Consider the following 22,853-nt stretch of genomic DNA (forward strand, 5'->3'; position numbering starts at 1 on the left):
TAAGACTGTCCTACAATTATCAGAAAACTTGACAACCATATTTAAAGATTACATTCTTCACATCGAGAACAAAGACAAAAGTAAGCTTCTTTAGCTTTATCTAATGTTGGACTGGTTGCCATACCCCAAGCCAGAATGGCAGGAAGATGACCAATAGGAGCTTTGAGTGTAAAATTTAAAGCAGCATGAGCCGTATTCCATTTTATTTTGCCCATAAAATTTTCTAAACATTCTGAGATTTGCTCATAGTTTCCATTTTTTTGAAATCCCAGTTTTTTCAAAATATTTAGCTGAACACTATACCCAAAACGACCCTTACTGTATTTAATCCAAAGATTATTAATAGTATGTAGATGTGAGCATGGTATATTAACGATTTCTTCAGAATTTAACCATGTAGAATCGTAATATTCATAACCGCATAAAGATTTCAAAATTTCAAATGTTTCTAAGTCAGCTTCCCGCCATTTCTTGGCTGCTAATAAATCCTCTAACTTGTTGTAGTCTACATAATTTTTCAATTCAAATAAATGAGATACATGATTACCACCATTAGACTGTACAGTAGCGATATGAATTAAATCTGTATAACCTATAGGTTCTCCTGTACGAAACCAACAAAATGTCCTTTTTTTATAGATATCATAATTTTCTTTTTGAGAGTCAATCAGCATCCACAAACAGGGTTTATCCTTTTGCATTTGTACAGCAATAATTTGAGAATCAATCGGTATATAATCAAGTTCAAATTCACCACTATCAGGTAATTCATATTTTTTAATAGTTTTTAAATTTTGTGTAATTTTTTTTTGCTGTGTAATTTTTTTTGGCTTGTCATAAAAAACGTATTCATCTGGAACATAGGAAAATTTTAGTAATGACCAAAGTTCGATAGGCTCTAAATCTTCATCAATTGGATTATCTGTTTTAGCGAATGCAACTATAGGACAATCACCATCTGTACCGATTTGAATAATTTTTTCCCCCGTGTTTCTAGTTCCTAACTCTAAGAAATTACTTGGACTGAAAAATACGCTATCTGGCCATTCATCTCTATTGATTATCGGCATTTCATCTCTCCAGTTGTTAAAATATGAGAATATCTAACCTATTTTAAAAGCCTTCTCATGACTCATAATAACCCAGCTAGTAAGGTGCGTTATGCTGTCGCTAACACACCCTACAAGATATGATATTAATGCACCAACTCAATAGCCCGCTTAGTCAACGCTTCCGCAGTCAACCCATTAAACGCCATCAACTCACCCGCACTAGCGGTAGTCTCCCCACGCTTCCAAGCGAAAATGTCTCGCTTACTGGTACTGCGTAACATAATCGGTTATAACATCGCACCAGCACCACCCACCAATTAACGCATGACTTAAAAAGCGGTTATTCAGTTTCAAAAAATTCTTACCTTGGGGTCGGGAACTCTAAATTGTGAGCAAGCCTATTTCTCGTTATTCACGTTTTGTAGACCGCATCCAATTTTATGCTCCAAGGAGTACCCAAGGCTCACACTATACATATTACACCCAATCAAAGCATTTTCAGAAATTCTTCTGGTGACAATGCTGGCACTAAAGACCCTACAAAATCAACCTTATTTCTTGTGACAATTATTTCTGCACCTGCTGTTGTTGCTGCTGCACTTGTCACCGCATCTTCAAAATCTTTAATTGGACTTTGTAAAGCTTGGTGAATTACACTATCTGTAACGCTGGCAATTTGCAGATTTTGTAATAAAGTTTCTATTAATTTTTTGGCTGCATCGCTACCAATTTGGCGACGTAAAATATAGAATATATTTGTGATAGCGTGTCCTGAAACAAAGCCTTGGACTTGTTTTCTAATAACTGTATTTAATGCCTGTGTTGAGAAAACAACAAACGGTTGACGTTGTGCTAAAATATCAAGCAAAACATCGCTGTCAAATAATACTTTTTTCAACTATATTTCTCCTCTAAATAATCAATATAACTTTCTTCTGTATTTTCTGATTCTAAGCTAATTACACCTATTAAACTTTGAGTCCAGGGATCAAGTTCAGATAAGTTTTCTATGGTGGGTTGAGTAGTAGAAGATAGGGTTTCTTGTTGAATTGATGCTAGTACAGTTTGTACAAGATGCCAACGTTCTCTGATTGGTAATTTTAATACCTGTTCTTGCAATTGTTGTAATTCAATCATGATTTTGTTGTTAATTTTATTATTCCTATTCTAACAGATGCTTACATAATAGTGATTTGTGTTCCATATATTTGGTAATGGTTAGGTGGTTTGGGTGATATTGGGTTTTATTGCATCAACCCAACCTACTCACTAACTTAATTATGAACTTACTAAAACTTCTGTTTCTCGGTCTAAAACTGTAAGTGCTTCTTGAATTAATTCAACTTCACGAGCTTCAAAAAGTGATTCACCGCACTGCTCACAAACCCATGCAGGAATAGCATCCCAAGAGATATGATAGCCTTTTCTATCAATGGTAAAAGGGGCTGTTCCTCGGTGCATTTTACCTTTACAATATAAGCATTCCATTTTAAATTCTCCTTTTCAAATCAGATGACCATTGTGTTGCTTCAGGAATGTAAGCGGTGATAATTGCTAGATATTCGTCTTTTGGTGAACAAACTACATGAATTGCTCGGTTATTGTCTCCAAAACCTAATATTAAACAACTATGACCTCTTATATCTTCAGGATAATCTTCTATGACTTCTCCTGTCATCACTATTGACTGAATTTCTTTGGTTGTGATCATGCGTTCTGGACGTGATATTTGTCGGATAGTGTGAGGAAGAAATAATAGGCGTTTAGCTGCTGCTTCTCTGACTTGCTCATGAATATTATCAAATGACACATTAAGTTGTAGATAATTTTTCCTAGAGTGTAATTTTAAACTATATTGTAAACATCACTGCTAATTTGCACCTTGATGTTTGTTAGTCTTGTGATTAATTCTTTCCCGCACTGTTTGACGGATATCTTCCCAGTCTTGTGCTGTCATTTCTGTTGCTTCTCCAGAGTTTAAACCTTCTAAAAGCATGGTTTGTAGTTGTTCTTTTGCTCTTTGTTTTTGGTCTTGTCGCACTAATTCCCGAAAGTATTCGCTGACGCTGCTGTAACCACCTTGCGCTAACAGTTCTTCTACGTAAGATCGCATGGTGTCATTTGTAGTCTGGGGAAAGTGGGAATGAGTAGTTATTAACTCTCGCTAGGAATTTCTGTATTTTTGATTCTTGAAAATCTCTTGTTTGTGCAGATTCGCTGGTTTCAAGAATCATAATTTGTATGGTTTTACCTTCTAATTCGGAACTTAGTTTTTCACTTAAAATAAGTTCACCGTTGGTACAGGTTGCTTGGATGATTTGCCGCATTATTAATTATTTCAACTCCTAAATTAATTCATTTGTTTATGATTTTATTATAGCCTATTGCTATTAGCTATAGTCTTTGTAAATTTTCATGAGGTGGTTTTCTGAATGTTGTTTTCTCTATCATGGCGATTTTTGTCATTTTCTGTTATTAGGAGAAAACACTATTGGTGATGGTTGGGTGGTTTGGGTGATGTTGGGTTAAGCTAACTTACTACTATTTAATGAACCACGAAGACACGAAGTACACGAAGGAGGAGAGGAAGAGAGGAAGAGACTTGATTTTTATATCATTATTGTTGGGTTTCCTTACGTCAACCCCACCTACGGACTTCTTAAAACATCACTGTCAAATAATACTTTTTTCAAATATATTTCTTCTCTAAATAATCAATATAACTTGCTTCTGTATTTTCTGATTCCAAACTAATTACACCTATTAAACTTTGAGTCCAGGGATCAAGTTCAGAAAAGTTTTCTATGATGATTTGTGTAGTCATTTCACGTTCCCAACCTAATTGCAATTCATCAACTACAGCGCAAGCGGCCGGTAGTGCTTCATTTTGTTGTTTTTCTTGCCATTCTTTCAAGAGACTTTCAATTAATGCACTACGGTTATCAACTTTTTGGTCAATGTAATTGAGTAAGTCATCTGGTAATGAAATTGAGAATTTAGCCATATCTTAACCTAGAGTCAAACTATTAGTAGTATAGCTGATTTTGATATTTTTAACCCACATTCCGCACCCTCAATTGTCACACAACGAAAATTGGTCATTTGGAGATTTAGAATTGGCGATCGCCTACCAATATTCATTATCTTTGGTACAAAATACAACATTTGGTCGTAATGAAATTACGAAAAAACCGATTGTGACACCGGGGGGTGCGGAAGGTAGGTTTTAATGTTTATGACTTTTTGATTAATGTTATTTGGTGATGGGTAATTTGGGTGATATTGGGTTTCTTTGCATCAACCTAACCTTGTATATTGAGATAATTAGTAGATTACTCTGGTTCGAGTTTACTGATAAAAATTTATTATTAACTGATAAATAGATTTATTAATTGAATAAATTCTCCAAAACTCACAACTTTATTAACAAGTTCTACATACATAAAATCATAATCTAGATTTAAAACAATCGTATTAACTTGATTCCTGCTTTTTTTATATGCTCTACCTACAAGCTTATAAATTTGGTGTAAATCATCAGCAGGATGATGTCTTGTCTCCATATCATCAACTCTAGGGTTAAATCCAAAATTAGCTTGAATATTTTCTGGAGTAAGGCGCATATCTATTTTAATAAAATGACTCCATTCTGCTAGAAACCAGGCTTCGATTTCCATGACGGCAAGAACTATGTCAATGGGTATAGCACCTTTTGGCAAAGAATAACGCAAACCATTCTCTAGTTTTGTCTTATCTGATAGAGGTATAGGATAAACGTCTCTTAGACCTATTATTCTTTCGTAGCCAGAAGCATTCAATGAACTATACCTGTCTCTCATGTCTGAAACCACATTACTATCACTACCGGAGTTATAAACTAAGACATAAAACTTGGTTGTATAAATTACAGGATCAATCATGATCACGGTAGTAATTCTACTTCCTTGCTTACCATTTAAGGAACGTACTTCTATGGCGATATTATTTCTACCAGCAATTTCCTTTAGTAATTTTTCTACAAAAATCTGCTCTGTCTGTCCCTCCACAAAAATAGCTAATTTTTTCACTGATTTATAGACTCCTCATTCCGAAAACCTTCTACATAGAACTGACTCGCAAAAAAGTCAAAATTATTGAGTCCAGTGAATTTGAAATCATCAAATATTTGTTTTGAATTATTTATATTATGTAGCTTTGCCAATCCTGTTTGACGTTCAATCACAGACCAAAATTCTAAAGGAACACCATTCATTATAAAGCGATCATTAGAAGTCATTATTAGTTGAACTAATCCAGATTTAGCCTTATTAATGAGTAATTTAATCATTGAAGACGATCTCTCAAAATCAAGTCCTTCACCTATATCATCTATTAAAATGCAACTGTATTTTCCAGATAGAAGAGAATAATTAACTTGAATAATTAGAGATAAGGCTCTAAACATACCTTGAGACATTGAATATTGTTCTGTTTTCTGTCTTAAGTCATTTTCTTTAACATAAAGACATTCTGGTTTTCTATCTATAAATTCCTCTGTTTCGTTTTCCAAAAAAATAGCTGGTGTTTTTGTACCAACATCATCTATTTGATAATCAACAGATGACATATCAGATTTTATAGCTTCAATAAAAGGTGTTCCTAATTCTTCCTCTCCTAGTTTAAATATGCCAATTACTTGTTCCGTGTCTTTAAAATCTATTTCTTTTCTGAGTGATTGTTTTTTTATAGACTTAACTAATGCAAAAACACTTCTTCCTAAATCTGTACCAAATTGATAGTATCTTAACGTACTTGCCCAAATATAAATATTTTCAAAAAAAGGATGTTGAATAGTGTCCCTACGTTTTAAAGCAGCAATTTCATCAATAGGAGTTTGAAAATCAATATCTACGTTTAATTTCTTAGCCCAAATTTTACCTTCTCCTGATTTGTTTCTGTTCAGATATATCTTACTACCAATAGTTAACATCTCTTCTACAACTGTGCCATTATCTACTGTTAGTACATAGACTTGCTTATCGTCTGGACTATGAGAATTGAATGTTAAAATCCATTCTCTTAAAATTCTGTCAGACTTAAGACTTTGGTCACCAGACAGCAAATCAGATATTAAGTTTATCGCTCTAAGAATTTTAGATTTACCAGAAGCATTTTTACCAACAATCAAGTTTACATCACCTAATTGGCAACCATCTACACGCCATTCACTAGGCATCCCTTTATCTTCACAATAGTGAACTGAATCTAATTTCATATAATGTTCATTCCGTTAATGATGATGTATTTAGCATTTGCCGCAGTTGAGAATTATAAATCTGTTATTTAAACTATACATCAGTAGAGACTACAAAACTTGTACAAACACTATCTTAGATTTATACGTCAAGAGTTATAAGTACCCTCATTCAATCAACTATTTGAATGAGGTATACTACTATATTAACCCTTAATTAATGCACCAACTCAATAGCCCGCTTCGTCAACGCTTCCGCAGTCAACCCATTAAACGCCATCAACTCACCCGCACTTGCGGTAGTTTCCCCACGCTTCCAAGCGAAAATATCCCGCTTACTGGTACTGCGTAACATAATAGGTTCTAACATCGCACCAGCACCACCAGTCACACCAATTAACGCATCACCAGCAAACAAACTATCAAATTCTGCATCACTCAAAAACCCACCATCAGGTTCAGAACAAGTATCCCAAGCTGTATCATTAGCACGATATAAACGCCGGGGGTTAATAACAGAAATTATCTTCACTCCAATACCTTCTGTCTCTAAAAATGCCGCCGCTTCAAATACCGGAATTAAGGTCATATCACCAATTACAGCAAAAACAACCTGCTTTCCTCCCGCAACTTCATGTAATAAAATCGCGCCTTTTTCTAACCCTTGTTTTGTTTGTTCTAAAGTTGTTCTAATGGGTAAAGGTGACTTACTTGCAGTGATGACAATTCCTTTATTTTTTGTACCTAAAGCCCAGTCATAACAGACTTGAATACTGTTAGCATCGGGGGGAAAAACAGGAAATACATTACCATTTCTCATCATCGAAGCAAAATAAGCTTCAATTTCTGGTCTTTGGTGTGTCCAACCGTTGCGACCTTGTTCTAAAGCACCCGCAGTAAATAAGGTAATAGTTGAGGGTGTTTTTCTTCTTAATTCTGCCATTGCTTGGGTGACTGTTTGCCAAATTGGTAAACCATTGATGGCAAAAGATTCGTATGAACACCACAAACTTCTCGCACCCATTAAGGATAAACCAACTGCTAAACCTGCACAAGCATCTTCGCTCAAAGGTTCGTAAACTTGACCTCCTGGAGCCTGATGATAGGTTTCATCTGCTGTGGGGTGAATGATTTTTAAGGCTTCATTAATATTACCAATTCCTGAAGCAGCGTTACCATCGGCGTTAGTGACGAGGAAATTTTTATCTTTATTTCCGATTATTCCTACTAACCTTCCCATTGCGGTTGTCGAAACTTTTGGTTCTCCCCCAACTGCATATTCTTCTAATGGTAATTCGCCAATTTCTGCTAAAGGTAATTCAAATTCTGTAACTACTGTTTTCGCTGCGGGTCCACCTCCGGCACGTTCCGCATTTGTGCGGACTGTTTGCCATGCTTCTACAGATAAAGCGCGTTTTTGTAAAGCTGTGACAATGTGAGGGGCGGTTAAAGTATCTTGAGGATAGAGGTTGTGAGATTTTGCCCCTAAAGCGTGAACACCCGCGCCTTTGAGTTGTTTAATGATAAATACCGTTAATGTGCCACTCATAGCGGAACGGGCAGCTTTATCAACGCCTACTAATACCGCTTTGGTAAATTCTAACCGTTTTTGGAAGGAGAAAATGGTGCTATCTACGTAATCTCCCGGTTGGTTTTGGTCGTCAAATTCCTTGGCATCAACGATGATAACTTCGGCAAAACCGTTACCTTTCCAATAGGCTATCATTTCATCGGTGGTTTTTAAAGATACCATGCTATGATGCTCTTGGCTGTAACCGTTCCACACTAGGATAGGTAGGAAATTGGTGACTTTGGGGTAAGCGGTGTTAAAGTGCGCCATTGCACTCATGATGTAGGGTTCACCCAGTCCCCCATCTCCCACGGTGAAGGGGAAGAGTTTGTCACGGTGCAGGAGTGCAGCAGACATAGCGAAATGTTGCCCTTGTCCCAAAGGACCCGCAGGGGCGAGAATACCAGGAATGTAACCAGATAAATGTCCGATTAAACCGTGTTTTTCCCGAAAGCGATCGCGTAATTGTTGTACTGTAGAAATGCCCATGTCTTCTAAAGAACGATCCAAAAACATGGCACTATAAAAACCGGGGGCGTGGTGTCCAACTTCGGTGATAATGTTTTTATGTCCCAGCATGACCAAAGCTGCATAAGCTTCCGCTTGGCTGGCAAAACCGCCGGGATGTCCAGAAGCCTTACTACCAGTAATTTGTAGGGTGAGGTAGCGGAGAGCATCGGCAGCGAGTAGGGTTTGATAAGCTGCACTGGGATCTGTGGGTGAGGCGATCGCACCTTTGCCCGATTCTATCACTGGCGTTGCACCATAAGTTTCAAAATCTGGCAATGCTTCCCCAAAATATTGAATACCTTCACAAAAATTGGGAACTGCGGAAGATGCCTTTGTTGTAGTTGTCATGCTGAGTACCTTAAATAAATTCTTCAGAAACTTTAGATGCTGGTTTACAGGTTTTCATGCAATACATTTATCTCACGCAAAGACGCAAAGGCGCAAATAAGAGATAAAATTGTAGTCTGAATATATAACAGTAGACGCGGACGTTAGGACATTAACTAAAACTAAAACCTAGAGAATGAACGGCTTTTAGCACTGTCACCTGTCACCTGTCACCTGTCACCTGCTATCTGAAAACTACTGTAATGTAACCAAAATTTTACATCTTCACGGTTGTAAAGGTTTATTGCAGTTTTACAATGCAAAACATAAGCAGAGATTATGAAAGCAGCATAACAAACTAATAGACCGCAAGGAAATGAATTTCCTTGGTAATAACCAAAGTCATCTAAAGATGACTAAATAACCAGAAAATTCTTCAGTAAACTTTAGTTTACTTGATTTATTAGCCATGAAATTCATTTCATGGCGGGTGTGGAAGCTTACGCAAAATATCTCCTTGAACTCCTGACTTCTGAATTTTGCTATAAGATATTTAGTAAAAAACTAACATCTACCAAAAAACTTTTATGCTTCTACCCAAAGGACCCAACACTCCAGCTACCCTGCAAATGCTACGCTGGGTATTTAGCCCCATGTCCTACATGGAAGAATGCGCCAAAACCTACGGTGATATTTTTACTCTCAAGCTGGATAAAAATTTACCTCCTCTGGTATTTATTCATAGTCCAGAAGCAATGCAGCAGGTTTTAAGCAATGATACCAAAGAATTAGAAGCACCAGGCGATTTAAATCAACTATTTGAAGGTTTATTAGGTAAAAATTCTGTTATTTCCCAAAGTGGTAAAGAACATCAGCGACAACGGCAGTTAATCATGCCTCCCTTACACGGGGAAAGAATGCGAACTTATGCCGATGTAATTAATAATATCACCGAAAAAGTCATCGGTAAACAGCAAATCAATCAACCTTTTAATGTGCGAACAGTTACCCAAGAAATTACCCTGGGGGTGATGATGCAAGCTGTCTTTGGACTTTATGAAGGTGAACGGGCTGAGAAATTACAACACTTACTATGTGAAATTCTCGAAGCAGGTAGTGAAGTTTGGATAGTGACTTTATTATATTTTCCGGCTTTACAAAAGATGATTGGTCTTTCCACACTTTGGGAAATACAGGAACGTCGTCAAAATAAAGCTGACCAACTCCTGTATGCAGAAATTCAGGAACGCAGAGAAAATCCCGACCCATCACGTACAGATATCCTCAGTTTGCTGATGTCTGCAAGAGATGAAGACGGTCAACCAATGACTGATATAGAATTACGAGATGAATTAATGACTTTGTTAGTAGCAGGTCATGAAACCACGGCTACAGCCATAGCCTGGGCTTTATATTGGATTCATAAACTACCAGAAGTCCGCCAAAAATTATTAGCTGAACTGGATACTTTAGGCGAAAATCCCGATTCTAATACTATTTTTAAATTACCTTATCTCACCGCCGTTTGTAATGAAACTTTGCGGATTTATCCCGTGGGAATGTTGACTTTTCCCCGTCGGGTAAAAACTCCTATTTCTGTAGATGGTTATCAACTAGAACCAGGTACAGTTGTTATGGGTTCAATTTATCTCACTCACCATCGAGAAGATATTTATCCTAACTCCAAACAATTTAACCCAGAACGCTTTATAGAAAAGCAATTTTCACCCTATCAATTTATCCCTTTTGGCGGTGGTGCAAGACGTTGTATTGGTCTAGCATTTGCCCAATTTGAAATGAAATTAGCACTAGCTAAAATACTCCAAGGTTGGGAAATGGAACTAGCAGATACTCGTGAAGTGAAAGCAAAACGCCGTGGTTTGGTGACAGGTCAAGATAAACCTATTCAAATGATTTACCACGGTCATCGTCAGCAACAATCTCGAACTTTAGAGACAATAGCCGTTTAATGTTTAAGGGGTTAAGAGTCGGTACAAACCAATTTTTAACCCCCGCAAATGATTAAACTACCAAATAGACATCTATTTCCGAAAAATCAACCGTAAAAAGCTTGTTGTCGTAAAAAATCGGAGGTATGTAATATTCACTGAATAAACTATTTAACTCATCACAAAACATATTGAGGGAGAAAGCCGCTAAACCACTACTCCATAAAGGAATAACAGTATTACCTCCTGACGTTGACTCCATTTCTTCTAAAGTCAGTTTCTGAAAAAGCTCATTGACTTGAACAGAATGTAATTCAGTATTCATAATTGCAGCCATTGTCTTAATTTACCAATCCAGAAATGAGCAGGTATGAAAATTTATGAGGAGTAAAATCTGTAAAAACAAATGCCCTAAAAAAATATTTTACCCTCAACCAACTAAAAATTACTTAATGTCAGTGCCAGAATACAAATAATTAATTACCAAGAATTTATGACAACGTATATTGACCTGGAATAGTCTACAGTAGCGACCTTATTATCCCTGATGCCACTATCTACACCTTTAACATCACCAGTCCCTGTATTCTCCACGTTTCCAGTATTACCCGATATAAAATAATTATTGACGCTCCCACCACTACCACCAGATACAGTCTTTGTTTCAACCACAGATAGCTCACGAAAAAGGCTTTCTGCATTATATTTTAAGTCCGCAATTACTATTTTCTTCATTGTTTTATCCTCTAAATTAGGAGTTAATTCCTTTTAAATGTTTTTGCATAACTAGATTTAAAATAATCCAAAGTTCTGATAGATATAAAGCTTTATGCACATGATCATAGGACATAAATCCGATTATTTTGTCTAAAAATGTAATTCGTATATTTTAAAATTACTAAATTCCAATAATGGAAAATTCACATATTAAAAATATTTTTAGATATTATGTCAGAACCTAAAGCACACAATTTTGTCTGAAATTTTTACCTTGATAGATTGAGATTACCAAATTACATTACAGCGATTTTCAGGTAAATGAACCACAAAACAATCTTTAAAACCCTTGTAGAGAATTTGCACGCAACGTCTCTACTGTGGTCTAACTAGGTGAAAACTGCTGTAATACAAAATTTCGATATCTTCAGGTTTGAAGCATACTCTTTTCAGACATAAATCCCAGGATTTTGTCTGGAAACTTAATGCTTGGATAATAATTCTGAGGATAGATTCCCTTGCTGATATCTTAATTTACAGCAAAATATGGCTTACGCTACGCTATCAGCAGTCAGGAGTAATATCAAGTCCGTTTGAATAGTTATGTTATCTGTGAGGACAGGCAAGAGGCAAGAGTGAAGATGAAAATTCCTACACCCCACACCCAAAAATTCAATCCTCATCTATCATCCCAATACCTAGTTGTCAATGAGTACATTTTTCATAAATTGCTATATAGTAAACATAAAGTTTTGTAAGGCGAGGGCTAGGAATGTACATAGTACAAATTGCCTCAGAATGCGCTCCTGTAATAAAAGCTGGGGGTTTGGGGGATGTTGTTTATGGACTTAGCAGGGAGTTAGAAGGACGGGGAAACACTGTTGAACTTATTCTCCCAATGTATGATTGTATGCGTTATGACCATATCTGGGGTCTTCACGATGCCTACCTCAACCTGTGGGTACCCTGGTATGGTGGCGCAGTTCACTGTTCTGTATACTGCGGGTGGGTACATGGTCGGGTTTGTTTCTTCATTCAACCCCACAGTCAAGATAATTTCTTTAATAGAGGTTGTTACTATGGTTGCAATGACGATAACATGAGATTTGCTTTCTTTAGTAAAGCAGCTTTAGAATTTTTACTGCAAAGTAATAAAAGACCAGATATCATTCATTGTCACGACTGGCAAACCGGTTTAATTCCTGTCATGTTGTATGAAATTTATAAATATCATGGCATGGAATATCAAAGAGTTTGTTACACCATTCACAACTTTAAACATCAAGGCATGGGAGGAGTTGAAACTCTAGAAGCAACTAATTTAAACTGCCCAGAATATTATTTTCAATACGACAAACTGCGGGATAATTTTAATCCTTTTGCTATCAATTTTATGAAAGCAGGAATTAATTATGCTAACGCAGTGACAACAGTATCACCAAATCATGCCATAGAAGCCCAAACCAGTGATGTGGGTTGTGGTTTAGGACATACATTATATTTGCAAAAAGACAAATTTAGTGGAGTTCTCAACGGTATTGATTACGATTTTTGGAATCCTGAAGTTGACAGATACATCCCCAATAATTACAACTGGGATGATTTTGAACAAAAGGCTTATAACAAAAAAGCATTAAGAGAAAGATTGATGTTAGGTCATGATAAGAAAAAACCCATCATTGCTTACATCGGTCGTTTAGATAATCAAAAAGGTGTCCATCTGGTTCACCATGCCATGTACTATGCTTTGAATATAGGAGCGCAATTTGTATTGTTAGGTTCGGCTACAGAATCAGCAATTAACGCTCATTTTTACCATGAAAAACAATTTTTAAATAATAACCCAGATGTGCATTTAGAACTGGGATTTAATGAAGAATTATCTCACCTCATTTATGCTGGTGCAGATATGATAGTTGTTCCCAGTAATTATGAACCCTGTGGTTTAACCCAAATGATTGGTTTAAAATACGGAACTGTACCCATTGTTCGGGGTGTTGGAGGTTTAGTAAATACTGTTTTTGACAGAGATTATGATCAAAATTTACCACCAGAAAAACGCAATGGTTATGTATTTTATGACATGGATAACCTAGCATTAGAATCAGCAATGGGACGGGCTATAGATTTATGGTATCAGCAACCCGAAGAGTTTAAAAAATTAGCTATTCAGGGTATGTTGTATGATAATTCTTGGAATATTCCCGGTGCGAAATATTTAGAGATTTACGAATGGATCAGACATAAATGGTAAATCTTTAATTTCCCTCTCTTTCCCTCTCGTTCCCAGTCTCTGACTGGGAATACCATCATAAATTGATAATTGATAATTGACAATTGATAATGATTTCATTGTTAATTATTCATTATGGAAACGCCCATAACGTGCTGTTGGTTGATTACACAACCAAGCCCACATTTGATCACCAAAGGAAAAATGCCACCATTCTCTAGGATTACGTTGAAAACCTGCCTTTAACATCACATTTAGTAACAATTCTCGATGGTGATGATATTCTTGATGACGATGGGCATCAGAATGGGCATAATAATCAGGGTGCGATCGCTCAGACATTTCATCAATCGGTGAACCCATATTCACAACTTCCCCATTTTCATTTACCAAAGTAATATCCACCGCAGCACCGGTACTATGGGGAGGAGGAGTATTCATATCTAAACTTGGTACTGCCCAAATTTCATATACTTGCTGCCAAATTTCTTCCCGTTGTTGAGTTGATAAATCACTCTCAATCAATCCCCTGGCTTGCACAGCTTGGGCAAAACTATAATCTACCATAAATTGCTGCACAGCTACCGGGCGATAAGCATCAAATATTTGAATATACCAACCAGGATGTAACAATTGTAAATAATTTTGTGCCTCAATTAAATTTTCGACCACACTGGCACGCAAAAAATAAGCAGAATATCCCCCATAGTCAGCACCTAACTTTTCATAAGGATGGGGAGTTTCCACCGCAAACCGTTCTAAGGGAATTTTTACTAAAGGTTCACCACATTCAATAATGGAAATTTGGTGATATGGACGCATATTATCAACTCAGTGTGTAAAATAGGATTGACGCATAAGCAACGAAAAAACGAACCACGAAGGCACGTTCACCGGAGGTGTTCCCGAAGGGTAGTACACGAAGGAAAGAGGGTTTGAGAGGTATTTTGCGTAAGTCCTGTAAAATAGCAAGTTTTGAATGAGTTTTCCAGTACCCAATTTTCTCAAACCAGTCCTGTACCTGTTACTCCCGATGTTCGCAACAAGACTTTTGCTGCACCTCTGGAACAGGATCATAACCACCAGGGTGGAAGGGATGACAACGTAAAATTCTGCAAATAGACATCCAACCACCACGGAACACCCCAAAACGCTCAATAGCTTGGATAGCATACATTGAACAAGTTGGTTGAAAGCGACAAGTTGGAGGAAACAGAGGAGAGATGAATAAGCGATAACCTTTAATTAGCCCAATCAATATTATTTTCATGCCCAAATCGCCTAAAGTAGTATTAGGTTTAAATAACAAGAATCAAAGTCCCAAAATTATCAGTTGCGTCATTGTTGATTACATAGTTGATTACATTGTTGATTACATTTCTTGGTTTAGAATCTATTCTCCCATTGTGGCAACAAATTTCCGTTGCTGCTACTTGGGTATTACTTGTCATCCTCATCGCTTGGTTAGTCAGTCGCTTTACCAACAGTGAACCCGAAATTATCCGTAAAATAGTCCATATTGGCACAGGTAATGTAATTTTACTAGCTTGGTGGCTAGATATCCCCGCTGCCGTCGGTATTACATCTGCAATTTTCGCCAGTATTATTACTCTTTTATCCTATTTTTTGCCTATTTTACCGGGAATTAATAGCGTTGGTCGTCAAAGTTTAGGTACATTTTTTTATGCAGTCAGTATTGGGATTTTAGTTGCTTGTTTTTGGTATTTACATCAACCCCAATATGCTGCATTAGGTATTTTAATTATGGCTTGGGGAGATGGACTAGCAGCTTTAGTTGGGCAAAGATTTGGTAAACATAAATATAAACTTTTTGGTGCAAACAAAAGTTGGGAAGGTTCTTTAACTATGACTTTTGTGAGTTTTTTGATAACTATGTTGATTTTACTACCAACTCAAGGAAATTATTGGCAAATATGGCTGATATCAATAATTGTCGCTATAATAGCTACATTTTTAGAAGCTTTTTCTTTTCTGGGTATTGATAATTTAACTGTTCCTATCGGTAGTGCAGCTTTGGCTTATGGTTTAATTCAAATATTAGTTTTTAATGGTATAGATTGGGTGAATTTTTATTAAATGTTTATTAAATGTTTATTAAATGCGATCGCCTCTGGTAAAGTCATAGGGAATAGGAAATAAGTAAATAATGTTTTCCCTATTTCCCCATCTTTTATCAACAGGTTAATTCTGCCATTAATTCGGAAACTGATATAATGCGATCGCCTGATCCCAAATTAGCACCAGAAAAAATTAAACCATTTTCTATGTCTCCACAAGCAGCTTTAGAAAGTGCTTGTAGCAAACAATAGGTTTTTTTACTATCTCTACATAAACACGATTCTAAACAATTTGCTATACATCTACGTTCTAACAATGATGAATCAGCAATTGCTTTTTCCGCAAAAGCATTTTTTAAAGCACGACTGGGTTTTCCTACCGGACTTGGTACTGTAACCAGATCCTCTGGACTCGCTCCCAGATGATATTCTTTATAGCGCAAATCTGCATCACATTCTTCTGTGGTGATAAACCGTGTACCAATTTGTACACCATCTGCTCCCATCCCTAATATTCGATCAATTTCTGTGCGATCGCCTATTCCCCCAGTAATAATTAATGGTATGCTCTTTTCTTGTTGTCCTAAATACTCCTGCAATTCGGAAATTACCCACTTGATCGAAAACCCAGGAAAATTCGCCTGTTCACACTGTGAAAAATGCCCTCCCACCTTTTGACAATTTTCCAAAATCAAAGCATCAGGTAAACAATTATACTGAGTTTTCCAAGTTTCACAAATTAACTTTGCAGATTGTACATTAGCAACACTCGGCACTAATGCCACATCAGGATAGTCTACCGTAAATTCTGGTAAAGTCAAAGGTAATCCCGCACCAGTAATAATTAAATTTGCCCCTGCTGCTGCCGCAGTTTGAGCTAATGTCAAATAATCTCTAGTAGCAACTAAAACATTAACACCAATAATTCCTTCTGGGCTAATAATCCGCGCTTTGCTGATTTCATCTTTTAATGCTAACTGATTCGCTGTAAAAAAACTGCCTCTTTGGCGTTTGTGAAAATACGGAGAATTTAACCCTATTCCCATTGAAGCAATGACACCCACTCCACCAGCGTTAGCCACTGCACCAGCTAGTTTAGCACCAGATACACCCACAGACATTGCACCTTGAATAATTGGATAGCGGGCAATGTGTTCACCAATTCGCAACGGATGAAGGATAGACTTTATACCAGAATTATTCATTAATTAACTAAATAACCTCTAGGTAATCTTATCATTATCAGTGACAATTTCTATGGATGATGATATGATTGTTAATCAATATTTTAATCGTTCCCATACTCTGCATGGGAATTAATTATTAATTATTAATTATCAATTATCAATTATCAATTGTCAATTATCAATTATCAATTGCGAGTATATCTATGTTTCACACCCACAGGAAAATATTCAGCATCACCTGTAGGTTTTAATTCTACTTGCGGTGTTTGATATTCCACCGGAACATAATTTGCAAACTCGCTATTTAAACGCAATAATTGAGTAAGAATAGAATTAGTGATCTGTGTTATTTTCTCCTCACTACCTTCTACCTTTGGTGCTAACTCCACAACCACAGATAAAAAGCGATTTTGATCTTGATCTTCTTTCACCTGTAACACAAATTTACCCGTTACCCATTCTCTAATTATCGGTTGTTCTAAACCCACAGTTACATTTTCAGGGTAAATATTTGCCCCAAAATAGGAAACTGTAAAATTAGAACGTCCGAAAACATAAACAAATGGTAATTGATGTATTCCTCTATTTTCACCTAACTCAGCAACCGGATCAAAACCCCATTCACCTAAAAATTTCAACATTTCTGAATAACTAATTAAACCCCCATTATCCAAGATATTATATCTAATTAAAGGAATGCCATTATTACCAGAAAATATAAGTCTACCGTCTTCAACTTCAAAAAACCGACTACAGGGATCATACTGTACTAATGTCGGTAAACGAGATTCATTAAATAATGCTTTTGCTGCTTTTGGGTTTGCTGCTAAAAATCTTCTAATACAAATACTTAAAGGTGTTTCGTTTCCTAAAACTCCTGCGTCTGCTGTTCCATACATTGACGCAAAATCATAACAAGGATTTTCTGATCCTATCCTTTCACCAACTAAACTCCGCCATTCTTCACTAAATACTTCTCCTGCCATTACTAATTTAATTTTATATCGTTTCCACTGTAAATTATTGGCAATTCCCGTATCAATGACATCTTTTAAAAATGGCGGATATCCTAATAATACAACTTGTTCAAAATTACTGCCTAATTCTTGCACAACTCGCAATATTTCGGTTTTATTATTTCCAGGTGTAATGACTGTAATAGGATAACCTTTAGTTGCTAAATACCGACAACAATTAGTAGTGAACATTCCCCCAACCCATGTTCCCAAGGTAAAACAAACTATTGCTAAGGTGCTTTTATTATCTGCATCAAAACTATCATGAAAAATCTGCTCAAACCGGGTGGCTATTTGTAGTTCATCCGTTAAGAAACGCGGCCAAAATGTGGGTTTTCCCGTTGAGCCAGAGGAAGCTGCGATCATATCACAGCTTCCTAAGATTCCATCTTTACATAGTTCTGGTAGAGTGTAAAGAGAAATATAATTTTCTTTACAAATAACCGGTAATTTTTGGAAGTCTGCTAAAGTTTGAATTGTTTGGGGGTTGATGTGATATGTTGCTAAAAATGCTTTGTAAGCGGGTACGGTAGCAGCTACGGTTTTAAATAGGTTGATTGCTATTTCTTGCGGTGTAGTTTTTTGATGTTGTTCCAGTGTTTCTGCTAGGGGAGTAGAAACAAATTTTTCTAGTTCTTGAATCGCTTTTTGGGTTTTTGGGTTCATAAGTTAGGTGACAGGTGACAGGTGACAGGTGACAGGTGACAGCGAAGAGGTAGGGGAAATGGGGAGAAATTATTTGTATTTTCCCAATTACCAATTACCCATTACCAAAATAGTTCGTAAATTACCTTTTTGATATTGTAGAACTGTATCAGTATATTGATCTATGTTCCCTACCATGTCTGTATATTGCAGTAAGCAACACGCAAATAATAACGGTAACAGTTTTTGTACTCAGTGCGGAGAATCTTTGCCTCTGACTGTAGGACAGGTGATCAATAATCGTTATGAAATTGCGCGTATACTGGGGCAAGGTGGCTTTGGGCGGAGTTATTTGGCGATTGATAGACAAAAAGCCCGTGAAAGGTGCGTTTTAAAGGAGTTTGCACCTCAAGTCACTAAAAAGGAAGATTTACAAAAAGCTAAAGAGTTGTTTGAACGAGAAGCAAGTGTACTTAAAAAAATAAAACATCCGCAAATTCCCAATTTTCATGAATCTATACAGGTTAAAATTGGTAATAAAGATTTTTTCTTTTTAGTCCAAGATTATGTAGAAGGTGCTAATTATTATCAGTTATTTGAACAGTTGCAAAAACAGGGAAAATCTTTTTCTGAGGAGGAGGTAATTAACCTTTTACACAAGATTCTCCCGATTTTGAGTTATATTCATTTTTTAGATATCGTACATCGGGATATTTCGCCGGATAATTTGATTTTACGCCAAAAAGATGGTTTACCTGTGTTGATTGATTTTGGAGGTGTCAAACAATTACCAGCTTATCAGGGTTTTTGGCAGACTAAGTTGGTGGGAAATGGTACTCTGTTGGGTAAAAAAGGTTATGCACCGGAAGAACAATTACTTCAGGGAAAGGTATTTAAAAGCAGTGATTTATACTCGTTAGCGGTGACTACTTTGGTGTTAGTGACTGGTAAAGAACCGCATTTGCTTTATGATAGTTATAACGGGACTTGGTATTGGGGAAAGGAAATTAAGGTAAGTCCGAAATTAACAGCAGTCTTAAAAAAGATGTTGGCATATAAACCGAGCGATCGCTATCAAACCGCAGATCAAGTTATCAAAGACTTACCACCACTAACATCTGTTTCTAGTTCTGTTTCTACAGCTATTAATACTTTAAGCACTAGTATAAATACTATGCAACCTTCTGTTAATAAAACAAACACTCACCTGAGCAGGTTACAAACAATGGTAGCAGCACCAGGAAAAAAAGTATATAGAACTACTCATATAGCATTGCAAAATATACCGATGCCTATATGGTTGCGTCCTTTTGCTGTCACCTTTACTATAACTATGGGAGTAGGTTTAGTTGGTGGGGGAGTTTGGGCGCTGGGAAATTTTATGGTAAGAAGTGTCACATCAATTAGTGTACCTAAAGTGGAAGTTCCTGGTATACCAGGTATTAATAATCCTACGAGTTTGGGAAATAAAAACCGCAGTATTCAAGAAGTTTATAGTCGTTTGCAAGAGTTAGAAATCTCCCAAGCGGTATTTACTAAGACAGTAGATGAAAGATTTTATGGTATTAGGCCAGGGTTACAGGGAAGAGTATTAACAGATAAAGCAGAAGATCGGGTTTTACGGGAACAGTGGAACAGTACAGCAGATGAGTTGTTAAAGAAAATTGAACAAGCAAACTTGAGTCAGACAGCACGGAGGAAAATAGGTAATTATAGTGTAGAAGATTCCCAAAGGTGGGATAGACTAGCTAAAGCTGGTAGATTAGGTAAATATAGTTCATTTCAGGAGTTAAGAGAGGAGACATATCAAAAATTTGATCCCTTGTTTCCTGGTCAAGAACGTGGGAAACTCAATCAGCAGACTTTTATGCAGCTTTGGTATGCGATCGCCTCTGATAAAGTAGGTAATAAGTGACAGGAGTCAGGAGTCAGGAGTCAGGAGTCAGGAGTCAGGAGTCAGGAGTCAGGAGTCAGGAGTCAGGAGTCAGGAGTCAGGAGTCAGGAGTCAGGATGAATATTACTAATGACTAATGACTAATATCTAATATCTAATAACTAATATCTAATAACTAATGACTAATCTTTATTGTTCTCAAGGACATCAAAACCCAGCCGGTAGTAAGTTTTGTCTTCAGTGTGGTGAGAAGATAATAGAAACTCCTGTCAATAGTGGGATTAAAGCAGGACAAACTTTAGGCGATCGCTATGTAATTGTACGTCAACTCGGACAAGGTGGGTTTGGGAAAACTTACCTCGCTGAAGATAGTAACCGGTTTCGAGAAGCTTGTGTTTTAAAGGAATTTTCTCCCCAGGTGCAAACTCCTTACATTGTGCAAAAAGCGGAGGAGTTATTTCAACGAGAAGCTAGTGTTCTTTATCAGTTACAACATCCCCAAATTCCCCGTTTTCGGGAACTTTTACGCATTAATTTACAACGAAAAGAATCTCTCTTTTTAGTGCAGGATTATGTGGCTGGTGCAACTTATAATTCTTTATTAAATACTCGCAAACAACAGGGTTTAAAATTTACAGAAATTGAAGTTCGTCAATTATTAGAACAACTTTTACCAGTTTTAGAATATATCCATAATGTAGGTGTGATTCATCGTGATATTTCTCCTGATAATTTAATCTTGAGAAGTGTGGATCAATTACCAGTTTTAATTGATTTTGGGGGAGTAAAACAAGTCGCGCAAACTGTTGCTTCTCAATATTATCAATCTGGTGAAATTACATCTGGAAGTAGTGGAACTTTGTTAGGAAAAATCGGTTTTGCACCTCCTGAACAAATGCAAACCGGTTTAGTGTATCCTCACAGTGATTTATATGCTTTAGCTGTGACAGTGTTGGTTTTACTGACAGGGAAACTACCACAGGATTTAATAGATACACAAAATTTACAATGGCTATGGCGGCGAGAAATTAGCCTCAGTCCTTTATTGGGGGACATTTTAGATAAAATGCTATCTCCCAGACCAAGCGATCGCTATCATTCAGCACGTCAAATTTTAGACGCACTTAATGGAAAAGCGGTTAATAACTCTCCTCCTGTCGCACCTACAGTATATGCAGCTACTCAACCCCCAAAACCCACAACTTCCCCAACCACAGCAGGAACTGTTGCAGTTTCTCCTCCCAAAACTCCCGCACCTCCACCAGTTGCTACTCCCACACCCCAAAATACAAGTATTTGGACGGCAACTAACGTATTTATTGTTACGATAGCTTTATGTAGTAGTATTGGTTTATTGTGGTGGGGTATTAGTAACCGTGGAAACAACCAAGATGGAAGTAACCCGGATGTTACATTAAGTCCTACACCTACAGAAACCCCTACTAACCCTGGAAATAATTTTTCACCGGAAGAAAGAGAACGCAAACAAAGATTAAGCGATCGCCGTCAACAGTTGAGTATAGATAATAGCTTTTATGTGAGCTTAATCAATCAACTTTTTTGGGAGAAAAACCCCAATCTTCAAGGACGTAATCTCAACAATACACCAGAAGACGAAGATTTACGGAAAGAATGGGATCGCATAGCTTCCCGAACCCTAGATAAACTGTCTCTTTTAAGTAGTAGAGCGCGTAGACAAATGGGAACTTATACATCGGCAGAACGCGATCGCTGGAAAGTAGAAGTTAACCGCAGAAACGTCAGCAGTCGTGCTTTGTATGACTTAGGTGATGCAACCTTTTTCCGAGTATTTCCTGAATACAAAGGTCAAAATTTTATAGAGCAACCTATAGGACAAGTTTGGCACGCCTTTGTTAGTGATAAACTCAATGCTATCCTTTCTAATAGTGCCTTTGCAAGAATAGTATTTGATCCTGGGACTACAGGTAAAACAGTTAGTGGTAATCTACAACCAGGAGGAGGTAAAGTTTTCATCGCTGGACTAGCAAAAGATCAAACAATGGAAGTTAAACTAGATGCTAGTTCTCAGGTGTTATTATCTATTTATTCTCCCTCTGGTAAAGTCACATTTTTAGAAGATTCTACAGTGCGGACTGTATCCAAAACATTACCAGAAACTGGATTTTATGAATTTGTCGTAGTTTCCACAGCTTCTAAATCTACAGATTATCAGTTAACGGTGACAGCAGAAAATCCCCCAGAACCAGAACCCACACCTACAGAAACACCTACAGAAACACCTACTCCAGAACCCACAGAAACACCAGAACCCACACCCACGGAAACACCGTAACCAGTAAATGGGTAGATACAAGTTTGTAAACCGCAAAAAATTCCTTGATGCTTATGAGTGAAAAAATTCAGACCGAAAAAGACAAGTTACACTCAAGTAACAATATAGAAATAAATCAAGATATCGAA

General features: G+C 36.9%; 24 protein-coding genes. 6 read left to right on the forward strand and 18 right to left on the reverse strand.

Going from position 1 to position 22,853, the window contains the following annotated elements; translation table 11 throughout:
- Positions 1-41: 41 nt before the first annotated feature.
- From IQ237_RS03985 to IQ237_RS04025, 9 genes are all read right to left on the reverse strand, one after another.
- Positions 42-1,070, reverse strand: a complete 1,029-nt coding sequence (locus IQ237_RS03985; RefSeq protein WP_194052580.1) for a GUN4 domain-containing protein — start codon at positions 1,068-1,070, stop codon at positions 42-44.
- Between the two features lie 125 nt (positions 1,071-1,195).
- Positions 1,196-1,333 (reverse strand): hypothetical protein, encoded by a 138-nt coding sequence (locus IQ237_RS03990; protein WP_193944497.1) that lies wholly within the window; start codon positions 1,331-1,333, stop codon positions 1,196-1,198.
- A gap of 206 nt (positions 1,334-1,539) precedes the next feature.
- The gene (locus IQ237_RS03995; RefSeq protein WP_194052582.1) at positions 1,540-1,950 is read right to left on the reverse strand and encodes a PIN domain-containing protein; all 411 of its coding nucleotides are present in this window, start codon (positions 1,948-1,950) and stop codon (positions 1,540-1,542) included.
- On the reverse strand, positions 1,947-2,189 hold the full coding sequence (locus IQ237_RS04000; RefSeq protein ID WP_194052584.1) for a hypothetical protein: 243 nt from the start codon (positions 2,187-2,189) through the stop codon (positions 1,947-1,949). The genes IQ237_RS03995 and IQ237_RS04000 overlap by 4 nt, the downstream gene beginning before the upstream one ends.
- A 141-nt stretch (positions 2,190-2,330) precedes the next feature.
- A complete protein-coding gene (locus IQ237_RS04005; RefSeq protein WP_096565597.1) occupies positions 2,331-2,540 on the reverse strand; it encodes a YgiT-type zinc finger protein in 210 nt (69 codons plus the stop codon).
- Between the two features lies 1 nt (position 2,541).
- A complete protein-coding gene (locus IQ237_RS04010) occupies positions 2,542-2,862 on the reverse strand; it encodes a DUF4258 domain-containing protein (protein WP_309225639.1) in 321 nt (106 codons plus the stop codon).
- Between the two features lie 60 nt (positions 2,863-2,922).
- On the reverse strand, positions 2,923-3,165 hold the full coding sequence (locus IQ237_RS04015) for a type II toxin-antitoxin system ParD family antitoxin (protein ID WP_194052586.1): 243 nt from the start codon (positions 3,163-3,165) through the stop codon (positions 2,923-2,925).
- A gap of 4 nt (positions 3,166-3,169) precedes the next feature.
- Entirely contained in the window at positions 3,170-3,379 is a 210-nt protein-coding gene (locus IQ237_RS04020) for a hypothetical protein (RefSeq protein ID WP_194052588.1), read from the reverse strand.
- A 362-nt stretch (positions 3,380-3,741) separates the two neighbouring features.
- Positions 3,742-4,056: a ribbon-helix-helix domain-containing protein gene (locus IQ237_RS04025; RefSeq protein WP_194052850.1), complete on the reverse strand. Its 315-nt coding sequence runs from the start codon at positions 4,054-4,056 to the stop codon at positions 3,742-3,744.
- Positions 4,057-4,129: 73 nt separating this feature from the next.
- Here IQ237_RS04025 and IQ237_RS04030 point away from each other — a divergent pair, with 73 nt between their 5' ends.
- Positions 4,130-4,282 (forward strand): hypothetical protein, encoded by a 153-nt coding sequence (locus IQ237_RS04030; RefSeq protein WP_194052590.1) that lies wholly within the window; start codon positions 4,130-4,132, stop codon positions 4,280-4,282.
- A 138-nt stretch (positions 4,283-4,420) separates the two neighbouring features.
- Here IQ237_RS04030 and IQ237_RS04035 read toward each other — a convergent pair whose 3' ends face one another.
- The 3 genes from IQ237_RS04035 to IQ237_RS04045 form a co-directional block, all read right to left on the reverse strand.
- Positions 4,421-5,119 (reverse strand): DUF4276 family protein, encoded by a 699-nt coding sequence (locus IQ237_RS04035; RefSeq protein WP_194052592.1) that lies wholly within the window; start codon positions 5,117-5,119, stop codon positions 4,421-4,423.
- Complete coding sequence (locus IQ237_RS04040) at positions 5,116-6,306, reverse strand: ATP-binding protein (protein WP_194052594.1); 1,191 nt, start codon at positions 6,304-6,306, stop codon at positions 5,116-5,118. Before IQ237_RS04040 ends, IQ237_RS04035 begins: the two co-directional genes overlap by 4 nt.
- A 196-nt stretch (positions 6,307-6,502) precedes the next feature.
- Entirely contained in the window at positions 6,503-8,713 is a 2,211-nt protein-coding gene (locus IQ237_RS04045; protein ID WP_194052596.1) for a phosphoketolase, read from the reverse strand.
- Positions 8,714-9,279: 566 nt separating this feature from the next.
- On the opposite strand from IQ237_RS04045, the gene IQ237_RS04050 reads away from it, so the two are divergent.
- The gene (locus tag IQ237_RS04050) at positions 9,280-10,662 is read left to right on the forward strand and encodes a cytochrome P450 (protein ID WP_194052598.1); all 1,383 of its coding nucleotides are present in this window, start codon (positions 9,280-9,282) and stop codon (positions 10,660-10,662) included.
- A 52-nt stretch (positions 10,663-10,714) separates the two neighbouring features.
- Here IQ237_RS04050 and IQ237_RS04055 read toward each other — a convergent pair whose 3' ends face one another.
- Both IQ237_RS04055 and IQ237_RS04060 read right to left on the reverse strand, forming a co-directional pair.
- Positions 10,715-10,966 carry a hypothetical protein gene (locus tag IQ237_RS04055; protein ID WP_194052600.1) on the reverse strand — a complete coding sequence of 84 codons (252 nt, stop codon included), beginning with the start codon at positions 10,964-10,966 and terminating at the stop codon, positions 10,715-10,717.
- A 155-nt stretch (positions 10,967-11,121) separates the two neighbouring features.
- A complete protein-coding gene (locus IQ237_RS04060) occupies positions 11,122-11,376 on the reverse strand; it encodes a hypothetical protein (protein ID WP_194052603.1) in 255 nt (84 codons plus the stop codon).
- A gap of 754 nt (positions 11,377-12,130) precedes the next feature.
- On the opposite strand from IQ237_RS04060, the gene glgA reads away from it, so the two are divergent.
- Complete coding sequence (gene glgA, locus IQ237_RS04065; protein WP_194052605.1) at positions 12,131-13,612, forward strand: glycogen synthase GlgA; 1,482 nt, start codon at positions 12,131-12,133, stop codon at positions 13,610-13,612.
- Positions 13,613-13,717: 105 nt separating this feature from the next.
- Here the strand turns inward: glgA and IQ237_RS04070 are convergent, their stop codons facing one another.
- Together IQ237_RS04070 and yidD are read right to left on the reverse strand one after the other, a co-directional pair.
- A complete protein-coding gene (locus IQ237_RS04070; RefSeq protein WP_194052613.1) occupies positions 13,718-14,413 on the reverse strand; it encodes a M15 family metallopeptidase in 696 nt (231 codons plus the stop codon).
- 202 nt (positions 14,414-14,615) lie between these two features.
- Positions 14,616-14,861 (reverse strand): membrane protein insertion efficiency factor YidD, encoded by a 246-nt coding sequence (gene yidD / locus IQ237_RS04075; protein WP_194052615.1) that lies wholly within the window; start codon positions 14,859-14,861, stop codon positions 14,616-14,618.
- Between the two features lie 95 nt (positions 14,862-14,956).
- Here yidD and IQ237_RS04080 point away from each other — a divergent pair, with 95 nt between their 5' ends.
- On the forward strand, positions 14,957-15,688 hold the full coding sequence (locus IQ237_RS04080) for a diacylglycerol/polyprenol kinase family protein (protein WP_194052617.1): 732 nt from the start codon (positions 14,957-14,959) through the stop codon (positions 15,686-15,688).
- A gap of 97 nt (positions 15,689-15,785) precedes the next feature.
- Here IQ237_RS04080 and IQ237_RS04085 read toward each other — a convergent pair whose 3' ends face one another.
- On the reverse strand, positions 15,786-16,874 hold the full coding sequence (locus IQ237_RS04085; protein WP_194052619.1) for a nitronate monooxygenase family protein: 1,089 nt from the start codon (positions 16,872-16,874) through the stop codon (positions 15,786-15,788).
- A gap of 167 nt (positions 16,875-17,041) precedes the next feature.
- On the reverse strand, positions 17,042-18,538 hold the full coding sequence (locus IQ237_RS04090) for a phenylacetate--CoA ligase family protein (RefSeq protein ID WP_194052621.1): 1,497 nt from the start codon (positions 18,536-18,538) through the stop codon (positions 17,042-17,044).
- 175 nt (positions 18,539-18,713) lie between these two features.
- Between IQ237_RS04090 and IQ237_RS04095 the strand changes: the two genes are divergently transcribed.
- Complete coding sequence (locus tag IQ237_RS04095; RefSeq protein ID WP_194052624.1) at positions 18,714-20,432, forward strand: serine/threonine-protein kinase; 1,719 nt, start codon at positions 18,714-18,716, stop codon at positions 20,430-20,432.
- Between the two features lie 157 nt (positions 20,433-20,589).
- Positions 20,590-22,725: a serine/threonine-protein kinase gene (locus IQ237_RS04100; RefSeq protein ID WP_194052633.1), complete on the forward strand. Its 2,136-nt coding sequence runs from the start codon at positions 20,590-20,592 to the stop codon at positions 22,723-22,725.
- The last annotated feature ends 128 nt before the right edge of the window (positions 22,726-22,853 follow it).

This window comes from Sphaerospermopsis sp. LEGE 08334, from assembly GCF_015207205.1.
Taxonomy (GTDB): Bacteria; Cyanobacteriota; Cyanobacteriia; order Cyanobacteriales; family Nostocaceae; genus Sphaerospermopsis.